This is a genomic window from Variovorax paradoxus EPS (genome assembly GCF_000184745.1).
Classification (GTDB): domain Bacteria; phylum Pseudomonadota; class Gammaproteobacteria; order Burkholderiales; family Burkholderiaceae_C; genus Variovorax; species Variovorax paradoxus_C.
In genome coordinates, this window is sequence record NC_014931.1 from 3,938,922 (window position 1) to 3,955,744 (window position 16,823).

Sequence of the window (16,823 nt, forward strand, 5' to 3'; positions counted from 1 at the left end):
AGGGTTGTCTCAGGCGGCGAGTTTGTTCTCGGCCAGGAAGTCTTGCGCAAAACGCTGCAGCACGCCGCCCGCCTCGTAGATAGACACCTCTTCGGCCGTGTCGAGCCGGCAGGTGACCGGCACCTGCAGGACCTCGCCGTTCTTGCGGTGCACGACCAGCGTGAGGTCGGCGTGGGGCCTGGGCTCGCCGACCACGTCGTAGGTCTCGGTGCCGTCCAGGCCCAGCGTGAGGCGCGTGGTGCCGGGCTTGAACTCCAGCGGCATCACGCCCATGCCGAGCAGGTTGGTGCGGTGGATGCGCTCGAAGCCCTCGGCCACGACAGTCTCCACGCCGGCCAGCCGCACGCCCTTGGCGGCCCAGTCGCGCGACGACCCCTGGCCGTAGTCGGCGCCGGCCACGATGATGAGCGGTTGCCTCCGGTCCAGGTAGGTCTCGATGGCCTCCCACATGCGCACGACCTTGCCTTCGGGCTCGATGCGCGCGAGCGATCCCTTCTTCTGCACACCGCCCTCCACCGCCATCTCGTTGACGAGCTGCGGGTTCGCGAAGGTAGCGCGCATGGCTGTCAGGTGGTCGCCGCGGTGCGTGGCGTAGGAATTGAAGTCTTCTTCCGGCAGGCCCATCTTCGCCAGGTACTCGCCGGCGGCGCTGTCCAGCAGGATCGCGTTGGAGGGCGACAGGTGATCGGTCGTGATGTTGTCCGGCAGGATGGCCAATGGCCGCATGCCGCGCAGCGTGCGCGGCACGGCAGCGAGCGCGCCCACGCCTTCGCTGTCCCAGTACGGCGGGCGGCGGATGTAGGTCGATTGCGGCCGCCAGTCGTACTGCGGGCTCACCTTCTCGCCGTTGTCCGCGTGGATCGCGAACATGGGCTCGTACACCTTGCGGAACATCTCGGGCCGCACCGAGGCCGCAACGATAGCGTCGATTTCCTCGTCGCTCGGCCACAGGTCGGCCAGGCGAATCTCCTTGCCGTCGACCACGTCCAGCACGTCGCGCTCGATGTCGAAGCGCATCGTGCCCGCGATGGCATAGGCGACCACCAGCGGCGGCGAGGCCAGGAAGGCCTGCTTCGCATACGGATGGATGCGGCCGTCGAAGTTGCGGTTGCCCGAGAGCACCGCGGTAGCGTACAGGTCGCGCTCGATGATCTCCTGCTGGATCTTCGGGTCCAGCGCGCCCGACATGCCGTTGCAGGTGGTGCAGGCGAAGGCGACGATGCCGAAGCCCAGTTGCTCCAGGTCGGTCAACAGCCCGGCGTCGCGCAGGTAGAGCTCCACCGTTTTCGAGCCCGGTGCCAGTGACGACTTGACCCACGGCTTGCGTTTGAGGCCCAAGCGGTTCGCGTTGCGCGCCAGCAGGCCCGCGGCGATCACGTTGCGCGGGTTCGAGGTGTTGGTGCACGAGGTGATGGCCGCGATGACGACGGCGCCATCGGGCATCAGGCCCGCAGCCTCCTGCTGCCGGGCTTCGGCCAATCCGACGGCGATGTCGCGCTCGGCCAGTTGCGAGGTCGGCAGGCGGCGGTGCGGGTTGGAAGGCCCGGCCATGTTGCGCACGACGCTCGACAGGTCGAACTTCAGCACGCGCTCGTAGCTCGCGGTCTTCAGCGCATCGCCCCAGAAGCCGGCGGTCTTCGCATAGGTCTCGACCAGCGCGACCTGCGCATCTTCACGGCCGGTAAGTCGCAGGTACGTGAGCGTCTGGTCGTCGATGTAGAACAGCGCGGCCGTGGCGCCGTACTCGGGGCACATGTTGGAGATGGTCGCGCGGTCGCCGATCGTGAGGCCCTTCGTGCCCTCGCCGAAAAATTCCAGGTAGGCGCCGACCACCTTTTCCTTGCGCAGGAACTCGGTGAGCGCCAGCACGATGTCGGTGGCGGTGATGCCCGGCTGGCGCCGGCCTGTCAGCTCGACGCCGACGATGTCGGGCAGGCGCATCCACGAGGCGCGGCCCAGCATCACGTTCTCGGCTTCGAGGCCGCCGACGCCCACCGCGATCACGCCCAGCGCATCGACGTGCGGCGTGTGGCTGTCGGTGCCCACGCAGGTGTCGGGAAAGGCCAGGCCATCCTGCACGTAGACCACCGGCGACATCTTCTCCAGGTTGATCTGATGCATGATCCCGTTCCCCGCCGGGATCACCTCCATGTTGGCGAAGGCGCGCTTGGTCCAGTCGATGAAATGGAAGCGGTCTTCGTTGCGGCGGTCTTCGATCTGGCGGTTCTTCTCGAAGGCTTGCGGATCGAATCCGCCGCACTCCACGGCCAGCGAATGGTCCACGATCAGCTGCACCGGCACGACAGGATTTACCTGCGACGGATCGCCGCCCTCGGCCGCGATGGCGTCGCGCAGGCCTGCGAGATCCACCAGCGCGGTCTGGCCCAGGATGTCGTGGCACACCACGCGCACCGGAAACCACGGAAAGTCGCGATCGCGCCGTCGCTCGATGAGCTGCAGCAGGCATTCGTCGAGGATCGTCAGGTCGCAGCGGCGCACCAGGTTCTCGGCGTGCACGCGCGCGGTGTAGGGCAGCGTGTCCCAGGCGCCGCTTTGCAGCGCATCGACCGCGGCGCGGGCGTCGATGTAGTCCAGCGTGGTGCCGGGGAGTTGTTTTCTGTGTCGTTCGTTCATCGTGGCGAATCGTGAATCAGCTCAGACGCGCGCCGCGATCGGCACGAACTTCAGGTCTTCCGGACCGGTGTAGTTGGCGCTCGGGCGGATGATCTTGTTGTCCACGCGCTGCTCGATCACATGCGCGGCCCAGCCGCTGGTGCGCGCGATCACGAAGAGGGGCGTGAACATCGCCGTGGGCACGCCCATCATGTGATAGCTCACCGCGCTGAACCAGTCCAGGTTGGGGAACATCTTCTTGACCTCCCACATCACGGTCTCCAGGCGCTCCGCGATATCGAACATCTTGGTGGACCCGGCCGCCTCGGACAGCGATTTCGCCACGCCCTTGATCACCACGTTGCGCGGATCGCTCACCGTGTACACCGGGTGGCCGAAGCCGATGACGACCTCCTTGGCCTCCACGCGGCGGCGTATGTCGGCCTCGGCTTCGTCGGGCGCGTCGTAGCGCTTCTGGATCTCGAAGGCGACCTCGTTCGCGCCGCCATGCTTGGGGCCGCGCAGCGCGCCGATGGCGCCGGCAATGGCCGAGTGCATGTCGCTGCCGGTGCCGGCGATCACGCGCGCGGTGAAGGTGCTGGCATTGAACTCGTGCTCGGCGTACAGGTTCAGCGAGGTGTGCATCGCGCGCACCCAGGCATCGGTGGGCTTCTGGCCATGCAGCAGGTGCAGGAAGTGGCCGCCGATCGAGTCGTCGTCGGTCTCCACCTCGATGCGCTTGCCCTGGCTGCTCCAGTGATACCAGTACAGCAGCATCGAGCCGAGCGAGGCCATCAGGCGGTCTGCGATGTCACGCGCGCCGGGCAGGTTGTGGTCGTCCTTCTCGGGCAGCACGCAGCCCAGCGCCGAGACGCCGGTGCGCATCACGTCCATCGGATGGGCGCCGGCGGGCAGGCTCTCCAGCGCGGCCTTCACGTTGGCCGGCAGGCCGCGCATCGCCTTCAGCCGCGTCTTGTAGGCCTTGAGTTCGGCGCGCGTGGGCAGCTTGCCGTGCACCAGCAGGTGGGCGATTTCCTCGAATTCGCAGACCTCGGCGATGTCCAGGATGTCGTAGCCGCGGTAGTGCAGGTCGTTGCCGGTGCGGCCGACGGTGCACAGCGCCGTGTTGCCCGCGGTCACGCCCGAGAGGGCGACGGATTTCTTGGGCTTGAAACCAGCCGGGGCGGCCGTTTCGTTCGTGGCGGTGGTGGTCGTGGTCATGCGGTTTCCTTGTTCAGATAAGAGCGATCGATGCCGGTGGGGCGGCCGGCGGCGTTGACCGCCACCATCTCGAACACGCCCTTGAGGACTTCTTCCGCGGGAACGCCCGGCACGTCGGCGATGCCGGTCACGCACACGGTCATCGAGCAGCGGCCGATGCGGCTGACCCAGCCGCGCAGGATGAGTTGGTAGCCCACCGGCACCGGGGCGAGAAAGGCGACGCTGGTCACGCCGGCCATCACCACCTCGCGCTGTGCCAGATCGCGTGCGGCCAGGAAGGCCGCCTTGCTCATCAATTGCAGGCCCTGGCCGGCGAAGAGCGTGCCGCGGTGATTGGCATGCACCGGCAGCACCAGCTCGCGGAGTTCGGTTGTTCCAACGGGTGTCGTCATGCTTCGCAATCTACGCAGATTGCGCCCTTCGCATAAGGACTGAAAGGGCGAACTCTTGCGAAGGCGATCGCGAGCTATTGCGAATGCTGCGAATTCACGGAGCTGCTTACGCCCGGCCGCTGCCGAGCCGGGTCTTCACGGAGACGCGAAGCGTCAGTCGGCGTCGCCCACGTCGTCCATCGCCATCAAGCTCGCATCGTCGCCTTCTTCCCGAGGCCCCACGCCCAGGTCCTCCGACAGGCCCTTGAGCACGACGTAACCCGCCTGCAGCGCATCGCCGTAGGTGGCGAAGCCCGTGGCGGCCTCCATCAGCGGTTCGAACTCCATCGAGTTGTCGAAGGATTCGAGGAGCACCCAGAAATAATCCCCGGCGTCGTGTTGGTCGACGGTGAGGGCAATGGAGATGAGTTGGCCAGCCATGGGCGCATGGTGGCGCGGTCAAGTGACAGTCGCGCGAAACGGCTGTGAAGGTTCTGCTGCCGCAGCGAGGCCCCGCGATCGTGATTTCGTTGGCATGCCCGCCGACGAATCGTCGCCAAAACACTACGTTCCTGCGCGTATCCAGCCTTCACGGCCGTCACCGCAATCGGCGATGCTCGGGTCATGTCCACGGCACGCTCGCAACCGATTTTTCGTCCCGGCTGGCGCATCGCGGCGTCGATCTACACGGTCGCCGGCGTGGTGTGCGTGCTGGGAACCGCGGCCGTGCCGGACAGCGACGCGGGCATGCTGGTCGCCATCGCGGGCGGCCTGCCGTGGTCGCTGGGCCTGCTCACGCTCGACCTGTCGCCCGGCGTGGCGAACACCGCGCTGATGCTGCTCGCGGGCAGTTGGGCGGTCAACGCTGGGCTGCTGTGGTGGCTGGCGCTGCGGCGCGTCGGGCCGCCGCTTTAACGCGACGCGAGCCTGCCGAAGCACATGGCAAGGCGGCCCCGGTAGCACCTTCGCCTGCGTACAGCGAAAGAAGCTGCCCCGCCGGCTGCGCATTCCGGGATGTTTCGATGCGATCATTTCGCGCGCAGGCACCCCTGCGTCGCGAGCCCCCGACTCGCCGATTGCCTGATTTCCCGAATCCGAGAACAAAGGAAGACAAAACAATGCCCAGACCCCTGCACGCCAATTCGCCGCTGATCGGCGTTCCCGGCGGCCGCCACCTGCTCGACACCCCCGCCCTGCTGATCGACCTGCCCGCCATGACCCGCAACATCGAACGCATGGCCGCCTTTGCGAAGGCGCGCGGCATCGGCCTCCGGCCGCACGTGAAGACCCACAAGTCGATCGAGATCGCGCGGCGCCAGGTGGCGGCGGGCGCCATCGGCGTGAGCTGCGTCACCGTGGGCGAGGCGGAAATCATGGTCGACGGCGGCATCCGCAGCGTGCTGATCACCTCGCCCGCCGTCACGCCGAGCAAGATCGCGCGCCTCGTGAAACTCGCTGAGCGCGCGGCGCCCGGCGGTGTGATGGTAGTGGCCGACAACCTCACCAACGTGGCCGACCTGGCCCGGGCCGCGAGCGGGTTGCTGCATCCGCTGCCTGTGCTGGTCGACTACGGCGCCGGCTACAACCGCACCGGCGCCGCGAACGAGGCACAGGTGCTCGCGCTCGCCGCCGCCATCGCCGCCGAGCCGGGCCTGCGGCTGCGCGGCCTGCAGGCCTATGCGGGCAACCTGCAGCACATCGTGGCGCGCGAGGAGCGCGGCGCGAGGGCGGCGGCCCTGCGCGAAACCGTGGCGGGCATCGTCGCGGCGGCCCGGCGCAAGGGGTTCAACTTCGAGATCGTCACCGGTGCCGGCACCGGCACCCACGACCTCGATTCGGAGCAGAACGCCTTCACCGAACTGCAGGCCGGCTCCTATGTCTTCATGGACGCGGAATACACGCAGGTGCTGGCCGCCGGCACCGAGCCGTCGCCCTTCGAGGTGGCCCTGTTCGTGCAGACGGCCGTGGTCAGCACCAATGCGGCGGAATGGGTCACCGTCGACGGCGGCACCAAGTGCTTCGCCACCGACGGCGGCGTGCCGCTGGTCGCGCGCGGCACCGATGCCGCGAGCCGCTACGCCTTCTTCGGCGACGAGCACGGCAAGCTGATGCCGGCGGGGCCGCGCCCCGCACTGGGCACGCGCATCGAGTTCGTGACGCCGCACTGCGATCCGACGGTGAACCTGCACGACGTCTATCACGTGGTCGAAGGCGGGGCGCTGGTGGCGATCTGGCCGGTGGACGCGCGCGGGAAGCGATAGCCCGATGCAGGCGGTGCGCCCGGCATAAGCAAACTCGGAAAGCGCATTTCCCAAGCTACGTGGCGGCGGGCACAGTGCGGGGCCAATGCCCATCCTCCAAGACACCCCGCGCGCGGCGCGCGCCAACGCGGCGCCGGCCGCGCCCTCCTCGCAGCAACTCCTCGCGCGATTTCACCCCATCTTCAACCGCATCGCCGTGCATGCGGCGCAGCGCGAAAACGATCGCGAACTGGCCCATGAGCCGGTCGCCTGGCTCAACGCCGAACGCTTCGGCGCCCTGCGCGTGCCGGTCGAATACGGCGGCATCGGAGCGTCGGTCGAGCAGCTGTACGACCTGCTCATCGAGCTCGGCGAAGCGGACTCCAACCTGCCGCAGATCCTGCGCGCGCACTTCGGCTTCATCGAGCGGCTGTTCGCGGAGATCGATCCGTCGCTGCATGGCCCGTGGATGCGGCTTGCGGCCGAAGGCGTGATCTTCGGCAACGCCACCACCGAACTCGGCGAAGGCGCGCTCGGCGCGCTGCAGACCACGCTGTCGCGCGACGGCGATGCGTGGCGCCTGGACGGCGACAAGTACTACAGCACCGGCACGCTCTACGCCGACTGGATCTCGGTCTCGGCCCAGCGCCTGAACGCCGATGGCAGCAGCGACCGGGTGATCGCGCTCGTGCCCTCCGAAGCCGAAGGCGTGGAGCGCGTGGACGATTGGCGCGGTTTCGGCCAGCGGCTGAGCGCATCGGGCACCACGCGCTTTCGCAACGTGCGGGTGAAACCCGAGAACGTGCTGCTCTACGTGCGTGACCAGCCGACGCCGCTCACGGCGCATTTCCAGCTCACGCACCTCGCCACGCTGGCGGGCATCGCACGGGCGATCGTGCGCGACGCGGTCGCCTTCGTGCAGCCGCGCAAGCGCGTCTACAGCCACGGCAGCGGCGACACGCCGCGCGAAGATCCGCTGGTGCAGCAGGTCATCGGCCAGTTGGCGAGCACCGCGTTCATCGCGGCCTCCACCGTCCAGGCAGTTGCGCGCGGGCTCGGCGAGGTCGACCGCTTCCGCCAGCGCGGCGAGCCCGTTCCCGAGAGCCTGCTGTTCGAGGTGGAACTCAACACCGCGAAGGCGCAGGCCGGCATCGTCGATGCGGTGCTGCAGGCGGGCACGCGGCTCTTCGACATCGGCGGCGCCTCGGCGCTGCAGGAAGACCGCCGGCTCGACCGCCACTGGCGCAACGCGCGCACGTTGGCATCGCACAACCCGACGATCTACAAGGGGCGCGTGGTCGGCGACCACCTGCTCAACGGAGCAAGGCCGACGTTCTACTGGGCGGTGGGAGCGATTGCGGCCTGAGCTGGGTCAAGGCGCAAGAAGAAGGAGACAGGAGAGGGAAGCGAAGCCTCAGACGCGAGGCAGCGCGGCAAGGAAAGTGGAGACAACGATTGCTGCAGCGCGATCCAGCTGCAGGATGTCGGCCACATCGAAGGCGTGCGGCGCGGTGCGCCCGCTGGCGCCGAGGGGCTTGCGGATCTCGACAAGCACTTCGGCCGCGAGTTCGCGATCGCTGCGTGGCCCGCCGTCGGGGTGCATCACCCACTCATCGACTTGATCGAACGGAATGCTGCGGAAAACCCCGACGATGGGGATGTACTTGTAGCGATCCTCGCCCACCAGGATGGGCACGCTGAGGTTACAAAAGAACGTGGTGGTCGACATGCGGGGCCGCCGTCGCTAGGCAAAGCTGTCGATTGTTAAGGAGTGAGCGTTCAGGAGCCATCCTTCCAAGGGACTACTCCCCGGCAAGACGTGACCTTCTGCACACAAAGTGATTCCATTTCCATCCATCCCTCCCATAAAACAACTACTTAATTCTTACACACAGATACCCGATGTGTGTTAAATGCCGATTTATTCGGCAATCAGAATGCGTAAATCGTTCGGAAAGGGAGACGCCGCGCTTTCTTTCGGAGCGCGGACGATGCAACGCAACGGAGGCTTGCGGGTCAGGCGGGTGGATCGAAACGCGGTGCGCGGCGCTCGATGTTGGCCTTCACGGCTTCGGCCTGGTTCGCGCTGCCGATCAGCGCCTTCTGCTCGACCGATTCCGCCATCAGCAACTCCGCGGCACTCTGCGACATGGCCGCGTTGAGCAGGCGCTTGCCGGCGCGAATCGCATCGGGACTCTTGCCCGCGATCTCGTGCGCCATCCGCAGCGCCTCGGCCAGCGGGTCGGCCGAGAGGCGCGTGGCAAAGCCGATCTGCAGCGCCTCTTCGCCCGAGAAGATGCGCCCGGTGAAGGTGAGCTCGCGCACCACGTCGTTGCGCGCCAGCTCGCGCATCAGCACCATGCCGGCCATGTCGGGCACGAGGCCCCATTTGATTTCCATCACCGACAACTTCGTGTCGGGCGCAACGATGCGCACGTCCGCGCCCAGCGCCACCTGAAGGCCACCGCCGAAAGCCACGCCGTGCACCGCGGCGATGACCGGGACCGGCACGTCGCGCCAGACCATCGCGACGTGTTGCGCGGCATTGGAGATGTCGTGGGTGCGTTTCACCAGATCGGCCCCTGCCGCGCCCTCTCCCAGCACGCCCTCGCCGGCGCCCTGCTGCATGCGCTCGAACGAAGCCATGTCGAGCCCCGCGCAGAACGCCTTGCCGCGGCCGGAAATCACCACGGCGCGCACCGACGTGTCGCCGCGCAGGGCTTCACCGGCTTCAATCAGCGCATCGAACATCGCGGGGTCGAGCGCGTTCATCTTGTCGGCGCGTGCCAGCTGCAGTTCCACCACGCCGTCGGGGTGGCGGGTCCATTCGATGCGATCGCTCATGCGGGTCTCCTGTGGGTTTCGTTGGGTTTTGGCCAGTATCGCCCGGCACAGTGCCTGGGCGATGATGGCGGCTGTCGCCTACCCAACACCTCTGCCATGCCGCTGGACCGTCGCCATTTCCTTCTTCAATCGGGTTCGGCCGCCGCCGTGGTGGCGCTGTTCGGCCAGGGCTGCGCGGTGCCTTCCACGGCGCGCAGCAACGGCGATGCGCTCGGGTTCACCGGCGTGCCCGTGTCCCTGCGCGACACGGTCGTCGTGCCGCCCGAATACGAATGGCAGTTGCTCTACCCCTGGGGCACGCCCACCGGCATCGCGGGCCAGATGCCGGCCTTCGCGCCGGACGGTGCCAACAGCGCCGCCGACCAGGCGGTGCAGGCCGGCATGCACCACGACGGCATGCACTTCTTCGCGCTCGACGCGCGCGGCGAGCGCGGCCTGCTCGTGATGAACCACGAGTACACCGACGAGCAACTGCTGCACGCCGACGGCGTCAAGGTGTGGACCGCAGACAAGGTGCGCAAGTCGCTCCATGCGATGGGCGTCTCGGTGATCGAAATCCGCCGCACATCCACCGGCTGGCAGCAGGTGCAGCCCTCGCCCTTCGCGCGCCGCATCCACGGCAACACGCCGATGCGCATCACCGGCCCGGCCGCGGGCACACCCTTGATGCTCACCCTCGCCAACCCGGCCGGCGATCAGGTCTTCGGCACCTTCGCCAACTGCGCGATGGGCGTCACGCCCTGGGGCACGTATCTCACCTGCGAAGAAAACTTCCACGGCTACTTCGGCGGCCCGAAGGAAGCGGCGACCGGCATGACGGACGCACAGCGCCGCTACGGCACGGTCCCGGGCACGCAGTGGGTCGAGTACTGGCGCTTCGACGAACGCTTCGACCTCAGCCGTCATCCGAACGAGCCGCACCGCTTCGGCTGGGTGGTGGAGATCGATCCGTTCGACGCCACGTCCACGCCCGTCAAGCGCACGGCCCTCGGCCGCAAGCGCCAGGAGAGCGCCACCTGCACGACGTCGAAAGACGGCCGCGTGGTGGTCTACATGGGCGACGACGCGCGCTTCGAATACATCTACAAGTTCGTGAGCCGCGAGAAGGTGCAGCCAGGCATCGACGCTGCAGCGCGCGCCGCCAACCGCCACCTGCTCGACGACGGCACGCTCTACGTCGCGCGCTACGACGCCGGCGGACGCGGCCGGTGGCTCGAACTCACGCACGGCCGCAACGGCGTCGATGCGGCCAGTGGTTTTGCCGACCAGGCCGAGGTGCTGATCCACGCGCGCCTGGCAGGCGACATTGTCGGCGGCACGAAGATGGACCGCCCCGAGTGGATCGCCGTGCATCCGCACAGCGGCGAGGTGTACGTCACCCTCACCAACAACAGCCAGCGCGGCGACGCCGGCAAGCCCGCGCCCGATGCCGCCAACCCGCGTGCCAACAATCTTTTCGGCGGCATCCTGCGCTGGCGCGAGGACGGCGGCGATGCGGCGAGCACCGGCTTCGCCTGGGACCACTTCGCGCTCGCCGGCGACCCTGCAGAGGCGGGCGGCGGTGCGCGGTATCCCTCGACCGATGCCGACATGTTCGGCAGCCCCGATGGCCTGCACTTCGACAGCGGCGGCCTGCTCTGGATCCAGACCGACATGAGCGGCCAGGTGATCGGCAAGCCTGCGTACGCCTCGCTCGGCAACAACCAGATGCTGTGCGCCGACCCGGCCACCGGCCGGATCAAGCGATTCCTGACCGGACCGAACGGCAGCGAGATCACCGGCTGCGTGGTCACATCCGACCGCCGCACGCTGTTCGTGAACATCCAGCATCCGGGCGAGGCGCGCGACGATGGCAGCACCACTCACAACAGCGCATGGCCCGACGGCACCGCGCCGGGCAGCGCGCGGCCGCGTTCGGCAACCCTGGCGATCCGGCGACGCGACGGCGGCATCGTCGGCACCTGAAGAGCAGGCAGAAGGAGACCCCACCCATGAGCATCCGCATCGTTCGACTAGGTACGCCTCGGGCACCCGGCGAGGGCCTGCGTATCGGCACCGTGCGCCGTCCGCCGCGCGGCGTTCCGAAGACCGAGTTCGCTTCGCAGGATTGGTACGACGTCTGGTACCCCAACCTCGCGCCGTCCGCCGAGACGATGAAGCTGGGCCAAGAGGCGCAGGCGACGCAGGAGCCCGCGCAATGGAACGCCTTCGCGCGCAAGTACAAGTCCGAGATGGCCGAAGCCGACGCGAGCCGCAGCCTCGACCTGCTCGCCGCGCTGTCGCACAGCACCGCACTGGCGGTCGGCTGCTATTGCGAGGACGAATCGCGCTGCCACCGCTCGCTGCTGCGCGGGTTGCTGGCCGAGCGCGGCGCGGACATCGAGGGCTGAATCACACCTGGGGCAAGGCCTGGAACGCGGGCAGGCTTTCCGCGCGTGCGGCATATGCCGTCAGCAACGGGAAATTGGCCGGCGCAATCGCTTCAGGCGTCATCAACTGCGTGAAAGACCAGGCCACGGCGGCTGAAACGCCGGCCTGCGTCATCGTCGATTCATCGGCCGGCAGCGGCATCGCAGCGACTTCTTTCTCAAGCGCCGCGTACGCCGCGACGAGCTGCCCCTGCACCCGGTCGAGCCATGGCCGATGCAGCTTCTCGGCGGGGCGCAGGTTGTGTTCGTAGACGATCTGCACCGTCTTCTCGCAAGCGGCCAGCGCCAGCCCGGTGATGCGCAGCGCGCGCTGCCGCTGCGCCACGTCGGCAGGCGTCAGGCTGCGCCCGGCCAGCGCTTCCGCGTAGTCGATGATCAGCGTGGAGTCCATCAGCACCGTGCCGTCGTCGCACACCAGCGTGGGCGCCTTGACCACCGGGTTGATCGCGCGGAACTGCTCGAAGGTGCTGAAGACCGAGACCGGGCGGTGCTCGAACGCAAGGCCGAGCAGCCGCAGCGAGATGGCGGCGCGGCGCACATAGGGGGAATCGAGCATGCCGACGAGTTGCATCGTTTGTTTCTCCTGAAGGGTGTGCGCCACGATATCGGCGGCTGCGCTCGCGCCGAATGGCAACCCATCGAAAATCGGGGCCGCAAACCGATCACCCATCGGTCATGAAACACACCATGAACATCGACAAGAAGGACCGCCTGATTCTCGAAGCCCTGCAGACCGATGCGCGCCAGAGCCTGGCCGCGCTGGGCAAGCGCATCGGCCTCTCGCAACCGGCGATGAGCGAGCGCGTGCGCAAGCTCGAGGATGCGGGGGTGATCGAAGGCTACGGCGCCCGCGTCAGCCTGCGGGCGCTGGGCGTGGGGCTGCAGGCCATCATCCGCATCGAGACCACGCATGCGGGCATCGCCAAATACCTGAAGCTGTTCGATGCCATGCCCGAGGTGCTGAGCGCCGACCGCGTGACCGGCGAAGACTGCTTCTTCGTGCGCTGCGCCATCGCCGAGCCGGCCGACCTGCAGCGCGTGGTCGACGCGCTGGCGGTGGACGGCGCGGTGACCACCTCGCTGGTGCTGTCCAGCCCCGTGAACAAGCACGTCACCGTGCATGCGGCAAAACCGCCGCGCAAGTAACCGTCAGCGCTGCGCCTTGTCCTTCTGGTTCTGCGCCTCGATGCGTTCGCGCGCATCCTTCCAGTCGGTGTCGCTCCACTGGCGCAACTCGTAGAAGTTGCCGCCGTTGGCCAGCGCGTTGGCGCCGTCCATCATGATGCTCTGGCCCGTGAGCCAGTCGCATTGGCCTGGGGCCATCAGGAAGGCGGCGATGTTCTGCAGCTCGCTCATGCGGCCGGTGCGGCCCATCGGGCTCATCTCCTTGGTGCGCGCGCCCGGCTCCTCCCCGGGGTTCAGGCGCTTGCTCATGCCTTCGGTGGGAATCTCGCCGGGGCCCACGGCGTTCAGGCGGATGCCGTGCCGCGCCCACTCCACCGCGAGCGACTTGGTCATCACCTCGATGCCGGCCTTGCTCATCGCCGAGGGCACGACGTAGGGGCTGCCGTTGTCGACCCAGGTCACGATGATGCTCATCACGCTGCGGAAGGGGTCGCCCTGCTTCCATTGGCCCGACTTGGCTTCAGCAACCCAGCGTTTGCCCACCGCCTGCGTCACATAGAAGCTGCCGTGGAAGACGATGTTCGCGATCGCATCGAAGGCGCGCGGCGAGAGGCTCTCGGTCGGCGCGACGAAGTTGCCCGCCGCGTTGTTGATGAGCCCCGTGAGGCCGCCACTCTGGAACAGGCTCTCGACCATTTCGTCGACCTGTTGCGCGATGCGGATGTCGACGCCGAAGGTGTCGATGCGACGACCCGGGAACTGCTGGCGCCACTCGGCCGCCGTTTCCTCGCAGACCGACTGGCGCCGGCCGCAGATGGCGATGTCGGCGCCCAAGCCGAGGAAGCGCTCGGCCATCGCGCGGCCGAGGCCGGTGCCGCCGCCGGTCACGAGGATGCGCTGGCCGCTCATCAGGGAAGGTTGGAACATGGGGTCTCCTTGAGTCACGTTGGATCGTGCGGCAACGGCAAGAACGTGCGCTGCCATCGCGCATGCTACGCGCGGAGCCGACGTGACGGCTTGCGGAATCTGGCTCCCGCGCGGGTCGGGTGAGAATGTCCTTTGACCTGTTCTCCGGATCGACAACCATGTCCAGCCTCACCCCCTTCCTGCCGCTCGAAGGCGTGCGCGTCCTGAGCCTTGCGCTCAACCTGCCCGGCCCGGCCGCGCTGCTGCGCTGCCGCCAGATGGGCGCTAACTGCCTGAAGCTGGAGCCGCCTGCCGGCGACCCGATGGCGCTCTACAACCAGCCGGCGTATGCCGCGCTGCACGAAGGCATCGCCATCGAAACCGCGGACCTCAAGACCGAAGCAGGCCAGCAGCAACTGCACGCCGAACTTGCCAAGACCGACGTGCTGCTCACCTCGTTCCGCCCCTCCGCACTGCGCAAGCTCGGCCTCGATTGGCCGGCGCTGCAGGCGCGTCATCCGTCGCTGTCGCAGGTGGCCATCGTCGGTGCGCCGGGCGAGCGCGCCGAGGAGCCGGGCCACGACCTCACCTACGTCGCCGAGAGCGGTCTCGTGACCGGCACCGAGCTGCCGCCCACGCTCTACGCCGACATGGGCGGCGCGCTGCTCGCGAGCGAAGCGGTGCTGACGGCCGTGTTGCGTCGCGCCCGCGGCGGTGGCAAGGCAAGCGGCATTTATCTGGAAGTGGCCCTGAACGCCTCGGCCGACTGGCTCGCCCTGCCGCGCACCTGGGGCCTGACGCAGCCCACGGGCGCGGTCGGTGGCGCGCATGCGGGCTATCGCGTGTATCCCTGTGCCGATGGCCGCGTGGCGGTGGCGGCGCTGGAGCCGCATTTCGCGAATCGCCTCTGCGAAGCGGCCGGCGTGACGCCCCCCGACATGATGGCCACGGCCACGCACAAGGCGCTGGCCGCATGGCTCGCGACCCGCACGCGTGCCGAGCTCGATGCGATGAGCCGCGAGCGCGACGTGCCGCTGCTCACGCTGGCCGATTGAAGGCCCGGGTTTTCAGCGACCGTCGCGCTGCCGGTCTTCGCGCTTGAGCGCGAGGTAGGTGTCGAGATCCACCTCGTGCAGTTGCCGCGGGTACTGCTCGGCCGCCGTGAACCAGTGGCGCTGGCGGCGCTCGTCGGCATCCTTCGCATCGCTCGACAGGTAGGCATCGAGCGTGAGGAAGTAGCGCATCGCATTGCGCTCCACCAGCCCCCGCAGGCCCCGGATGTACTCGGGCTTGCCGTCGGGCGCCTTGCCCATCACCGTGAAGCCGACCTTGTCACGGCCGAAGGTCGCAAGGTAGGCCTGGGTGGCGAGCCGCACCATCATGTTGTGGTCGTAGCCGTAGCTGAAATGCACGAAGCTCTTCTGCGCATCGAGCGCAATCGCTTCGAGCGTGACGCGGTAGTTGCTCGTGCCGAACGGCCCGCTCGCCGCCGAAAGCTCGACCGACAGGTGCTCGGGTGTCGCGCTTGCCACGCGATAGACGAAGGGCAGCTCGAAGGCCTGGTCGACCGGCTTGTCATAGCGCCGCACGACGTAGAGCGTGAGCGTTTCGCGCCCCTGCGCCGTGCCGGTCTTGCAGCGCCGGTTGTTGATGTGCAGCGTGAGCAATTCGCACCAGTGGGCCGATCCCTTGAACGCGGCCGTGACCTCCGACAGCGGATGGTCGATCACCGCGTAGACGTCGCCCTCGAGCCCGCCGGGCGTTTCGCTCGAATCGAGCTGCACGGGGCGGCCGAAGCTGCTGTGATCGAGCTTGTCGTGGAGGCGCTGGTGGGTGTCGCGCAGCGCCTGGGCCGGCGCGGCGGACTCGGCAGGTGCCGCGCAACAGGCCAGCGAGGACGCGAACAGGACGGCGCCGCACAGGGTGCGTGTCCACGATGCCGGCAGGTGGGGCGAACTGCTCATGGGGCCACACCATACAACGGAGCGATCACTTTTGGCTTCAGTCGGCTTCTGTTTCGGGTGGCGTCTTCGCACCGCGCCGCATGAGCAGCAGCATCGCCACTGCGAGCAGCACGGCGCCCAGCCACTGCCGGGGCGCCATCGGCTCGGCGAACAACAGCGCCGCCAGCAACGCGGCCACCAGCGGCTCGATCAGCGTGCCGACCACCGCGGCCGTCGGCGACAGGCGCCGTGCGCCCCAGGCGAAGGCCAGGTAGGCCACCGAGGTCGTGACCACGCCGGTGTAGGCCGCGCCCAGCCATTGGGCCGCGCCGCTGGGCCAGGTGATGCCGCTCGGCCACGCGACCGCGAGCATGCACAGCGCCGCCACGCTCATGCCCCACGCCGACGCGGTGACGGCCGGCACCCGAACCGGCATGCGTGCGTTGCCGAGCACCACCAGCGCGTAGCAGAAGGCCGAGCCGAACGACCAAGCGAGGCCGGCGGCGTGCCCGGCTGGCAGCGGGCCCCATCCCTTGGCCGGCATGACGAGCAGCGCGACGCCTGCGAGCGCCAGCACGAGGCCGCCGAGCAGGCGCAGGCCGAAGGGCTCGTAGCCGCGCGCGACCGAGACGAGCGCGACGATCACCGGCGCGCAGCAGATCGAGATCACCGTCGGCAACGCGGCGCCCAGGTGCGCGATGCCCGCGAACCAGCAGCTCACGTTGAGCGCCATCGCGGCGCCGGTGCCGACGACCTGGAACTGCTCGCGACGGGCCAGGTCGCGCCAGCGCGCATCGGTGGCCTCCGCCATGCGCTGTGCCCGCCAATGCAGCCACCACAAGAGCGGCACCCCGAGCGCGAAGCGCGCCAGCGACAGGCTCTGCGGCGCGATGCCGCCATCGATGAGGAATTGCGCCACCAGCGCGCCGCCGCCCCACAGCGCGCCGGCCAGCAACACGCCGCCCCAGGCCAGGGCGGCAGACATTCTTGCGTTCATTGTTGAAAGTTCTCCATGACGCCCGCCGCTCTGTTTGTAGAGGGCAGGCATGACCATCCGGCCGTCACCCGGCCTTGCAGGAGGCGGACGACGGCGACCACTTGCGGGTCTGAGCGCGGCGCGAGGCGCGCGTC

At 68.3% G+C, this 16,823-nt stretch carries 17 protein-coding genes; 7 read left to right on the forward strand and 10 right to left on the reverse strand.

The window, feature by feature from the left end; all coding sequences use genetic code 11:
• Window positions 1-9: 9 nt before the first annotated feature.
• The 4 genes from acnD to VARPA_RS18205 all read right to left on the reverse strand — a co-directional run bounded on the left by acnD (window position 10) and on the right by VARPA_RS18205 (window position 4,646).
• Entirely contained in the window at window positions 10-2,634 is a 2,625-nt protein-coding gene (gene acnD / locus VARPA_RS18190) for a Fe/S-dependent 2-methylisocitrate dehydratase AcnD (RefSeq protein ID WP_013542056.1), read from the reverse strand.
• Between the two features lie 21 nt (window positions 2,635-2,655).
• The gene (gene prpC / locus VARPA_RS18195) at window positions 2,656-3,834 is read right to left on the reverse strand and encodes a 2-methylcitrate synthase (RefSeq protein WP_013542057.1); all 1,179 of its coding nucleotides are present in this window, start codon (window positions 3,832-3,834) and stop codon (window positions 2,656-2,658) included.
• Window positions 3,831-4,226 (reverse strand): acyl-CoA thioesterase, encoded by a 396-nt coding sequence (locus VARPA_RS18200; RefSeq protein WP_013542058.1) that lies wholly within the window; start codon window positions 4,224-4,226, stop codon window positions 3,831-3,833. Before VARPA_RS18200 ends, prpC begins: the two co-directional genes overlap by 4 nt.
• Before the next feature lie 153 nt (window positions 4,227-4,379).
• A complete protein-coding gene (locus tag VARPA_RS18205; RefSeq protein WP_013542059.1) occupies window positions 4,380-4,646 on the reverse strand; it encodes a hypothetical protein in 267 nt (88 codons plus the stop codon).
• A gap of 183 nt (window positions 4,647-4,829) precedes the next feature.
• Here VARPA_RS18205 and VARPA_RS18210 point away from each other — a divergent pair, with 183 nt between their 5' ends.
• The 3 genes from VARPA_RS18210 (at window position 4,830) to VARPA_RS18220 (ending at window position 7,811) form a co-directional block, all read left to right on the forward strand.
• Window positions 4,830-5,120 (forward strand): hypothetical protein, encoded by a 291-nt coding sequence (locus VARPA_RS18210; RefSeq protein ID WP_013542060.1) that lies wholly within the window; start codon window positions 4,830-4,832, stop codon window positions 5,118-5,120.
• Window positions 5,121-5,323: 203 nt separating this feature from the next.
• A complete protein-coding gene (locus tag VARPA_RS18215; RefSeq protein WP_013542061.1) occupies window positions 5,324-6,466 on the forward strand; it encodes a DSD1 family PLP-dependent enzyme in 1,143 nt (380 codons plus the stop codon).
• An 85-nt stretch (window positions 6,467-6,551) separates the two neighbouring features.
• The gene (locus tag VARPA_RS18220) at window positions 6,552-7,811 is read left to right on the forward strand and encodes an acyl-CoA dehydrogenase family protein (RefSeq protein WP_013542062.1); all 1,260 of its coding nucleotides are present in this window, start codon (window positions 6,552-6,554) and stop codon (window positions 7,809-7,811) included.
• 48 nt (window positions 7,812-7,859) lie between these two features.
• Here VARPA_RS18220 and VARPA_RS18225 read toward each other — a convergent pair whose 3' ends face one another.
• On the reverse strand, window positions 7,860-8,174 hold the full coding sequence (locus VARPA_RS18225) for a hypothetical protein (RefSeq protein WP_013542063.1): 315 nt from the start codon (window positions 8,172-8,174) through the stop codon (window positions 7,860-7,862).
• 287 nt (window positions 8,175-8,461) lie between these two features.
• The gene (locus VARPA_RS18230; protein WP_013542064.1) at window positions 8,462-9,289 is read right to left on the reverse strand and encodes a crotonase/enoyl-CoA hydratase family protein; all 828 of its coding nucleotides are present in this window, start codon (window positions 9,287-9,289) and stop codon (window positions 8,462-8,464) included.
• Between the two features lie 96 nt (window positions 9,290-9,385).
• Here VARPA_RS18230 and VARPA_RS18235 point away from each other — a divergent pair, with 96 nt between their 5' ends.
• Window positions 9,386-11,254 (forward strand): PhoX family protein, encoded by a 1,869-nt coding sequence (locus tag VARPA_RS18235; protein WP_013542065.1) that lies wholly within the window; start codon window positions 9,386-9,388, stop codon window positions 11,252-11,254.
• A 26-nt stretch (window positions 11,255-11,280) separates the two neighbouring features.
• Window positions 11,281-11,679: a DUF488 domain-containing protein gene (locus VARPA_RS18240; protein ID WP_013542066.1), complete on the forward strand. Its 399-nt coding sequence runs from the start codon at window positions 11,281-11,283 to the stop codon at window positions 11,677-11,679.
• Window position 11,680: 1 nt separating this feature from the next.
• Here the strand turns inward: VARPA_RS18240 and VARPA_RS18245 are convergent, their stop codons facing one another.
• Window positions 11,681-12,289, reverse strand: a complete 609-nt coding sequence (locus VARPA_RS18245; RefSeq protein WP_013542067.1) for a glutathione S-transferase — start codon at window positions 12,287-12,289, stop codon at window positions 11,681-11,683.
• Between the two features lie 116 nt (window positions 12,290-12,405).
• Between VARPA_RS18245 and VARPA_RS18250 the strand changes: the two genes are divergently transcribed.
• Complete coding sequence (locus tag VARPA_RS18250; RefSeq protein ID WP_041943808.1) at window positions 12,406-12,864, forward strand: Lrp/AsnC family transcriptional regulator; 459 nt, start codon at window positions 12,406-12,408, stop codon at window positions 12,862-12,864.
• Between the two features lie 3 nt (window positions 12,865-12,867).
• On the opposite strand, the gene VARPA_RS18255 is transcribed toward VARPA_RS18250, so the two are convergent.
• The gene (locus VARPA_RS18255; protein WP_013542069.1) at window positions 12,868-13,770 is read right to left on the reverse strand and encodes an SDR family oxidoreductase; all 903 of its coding nucleotides are present in this window, start codon (window positions 13,768-13,770) and stop codon (window positions 12,868-12,870) included.
• A gap of 158 nt (window positions 13,771-13,928) precedes the next feature.
• On the opposite strand from VARPA_RS18255, the gene VARPA_RS18260 reads away from it, so the two are divergent.
• Window positions 13,929-14,804 carry a CoA transferase gene (locus tag VARPA_RS18260; protein ID WP_013542070.1) on the forward strand — a complete coding sequence of 292 codons (876 nt, stop codon included), beginning with the start codon at window positions 13,929-13,931 and terminating at the stop codon, window positions 14,802-14,804.
• Between the two features lie 12 nt (window positions 14,805-14,816).
• Here VARPA_RS18260 and VARPA_RS18265 read toward each other — a convergent pair whose 3' ends face one another.
• Together VARPA_RS18265 and VARPA_RS18270 are read right to left on the reverse strand one after the other, a co-directional pair.
• The gene (locus VARPA_RS18265; protein WP_013542071.1) at window positions 14,817-15,713 is read right to left on the reverse strand and encodes a hypothetical protein; all 897 of its coding nucleotides are present in this window, start codon (window positions 15,711-15,713) and stop codon (window positions 14,817-14,819) included.
• Between the two features lie 37 nt (window positions 15,714-15,750).
• Window positions 15,751-16,677: a DMT family transporter gene (locus VARPA_RS18270; protein ID WP_234974773.1), complete on the reverse strand. Its 927-nt coding sequence runs from the start codon at window positions 16,675-16,677 to the stop codon at window positions 15,751-15,753.
• Between the last annotated feature and the right edge of the window lie 146 nt (window positions 16,678-16,823).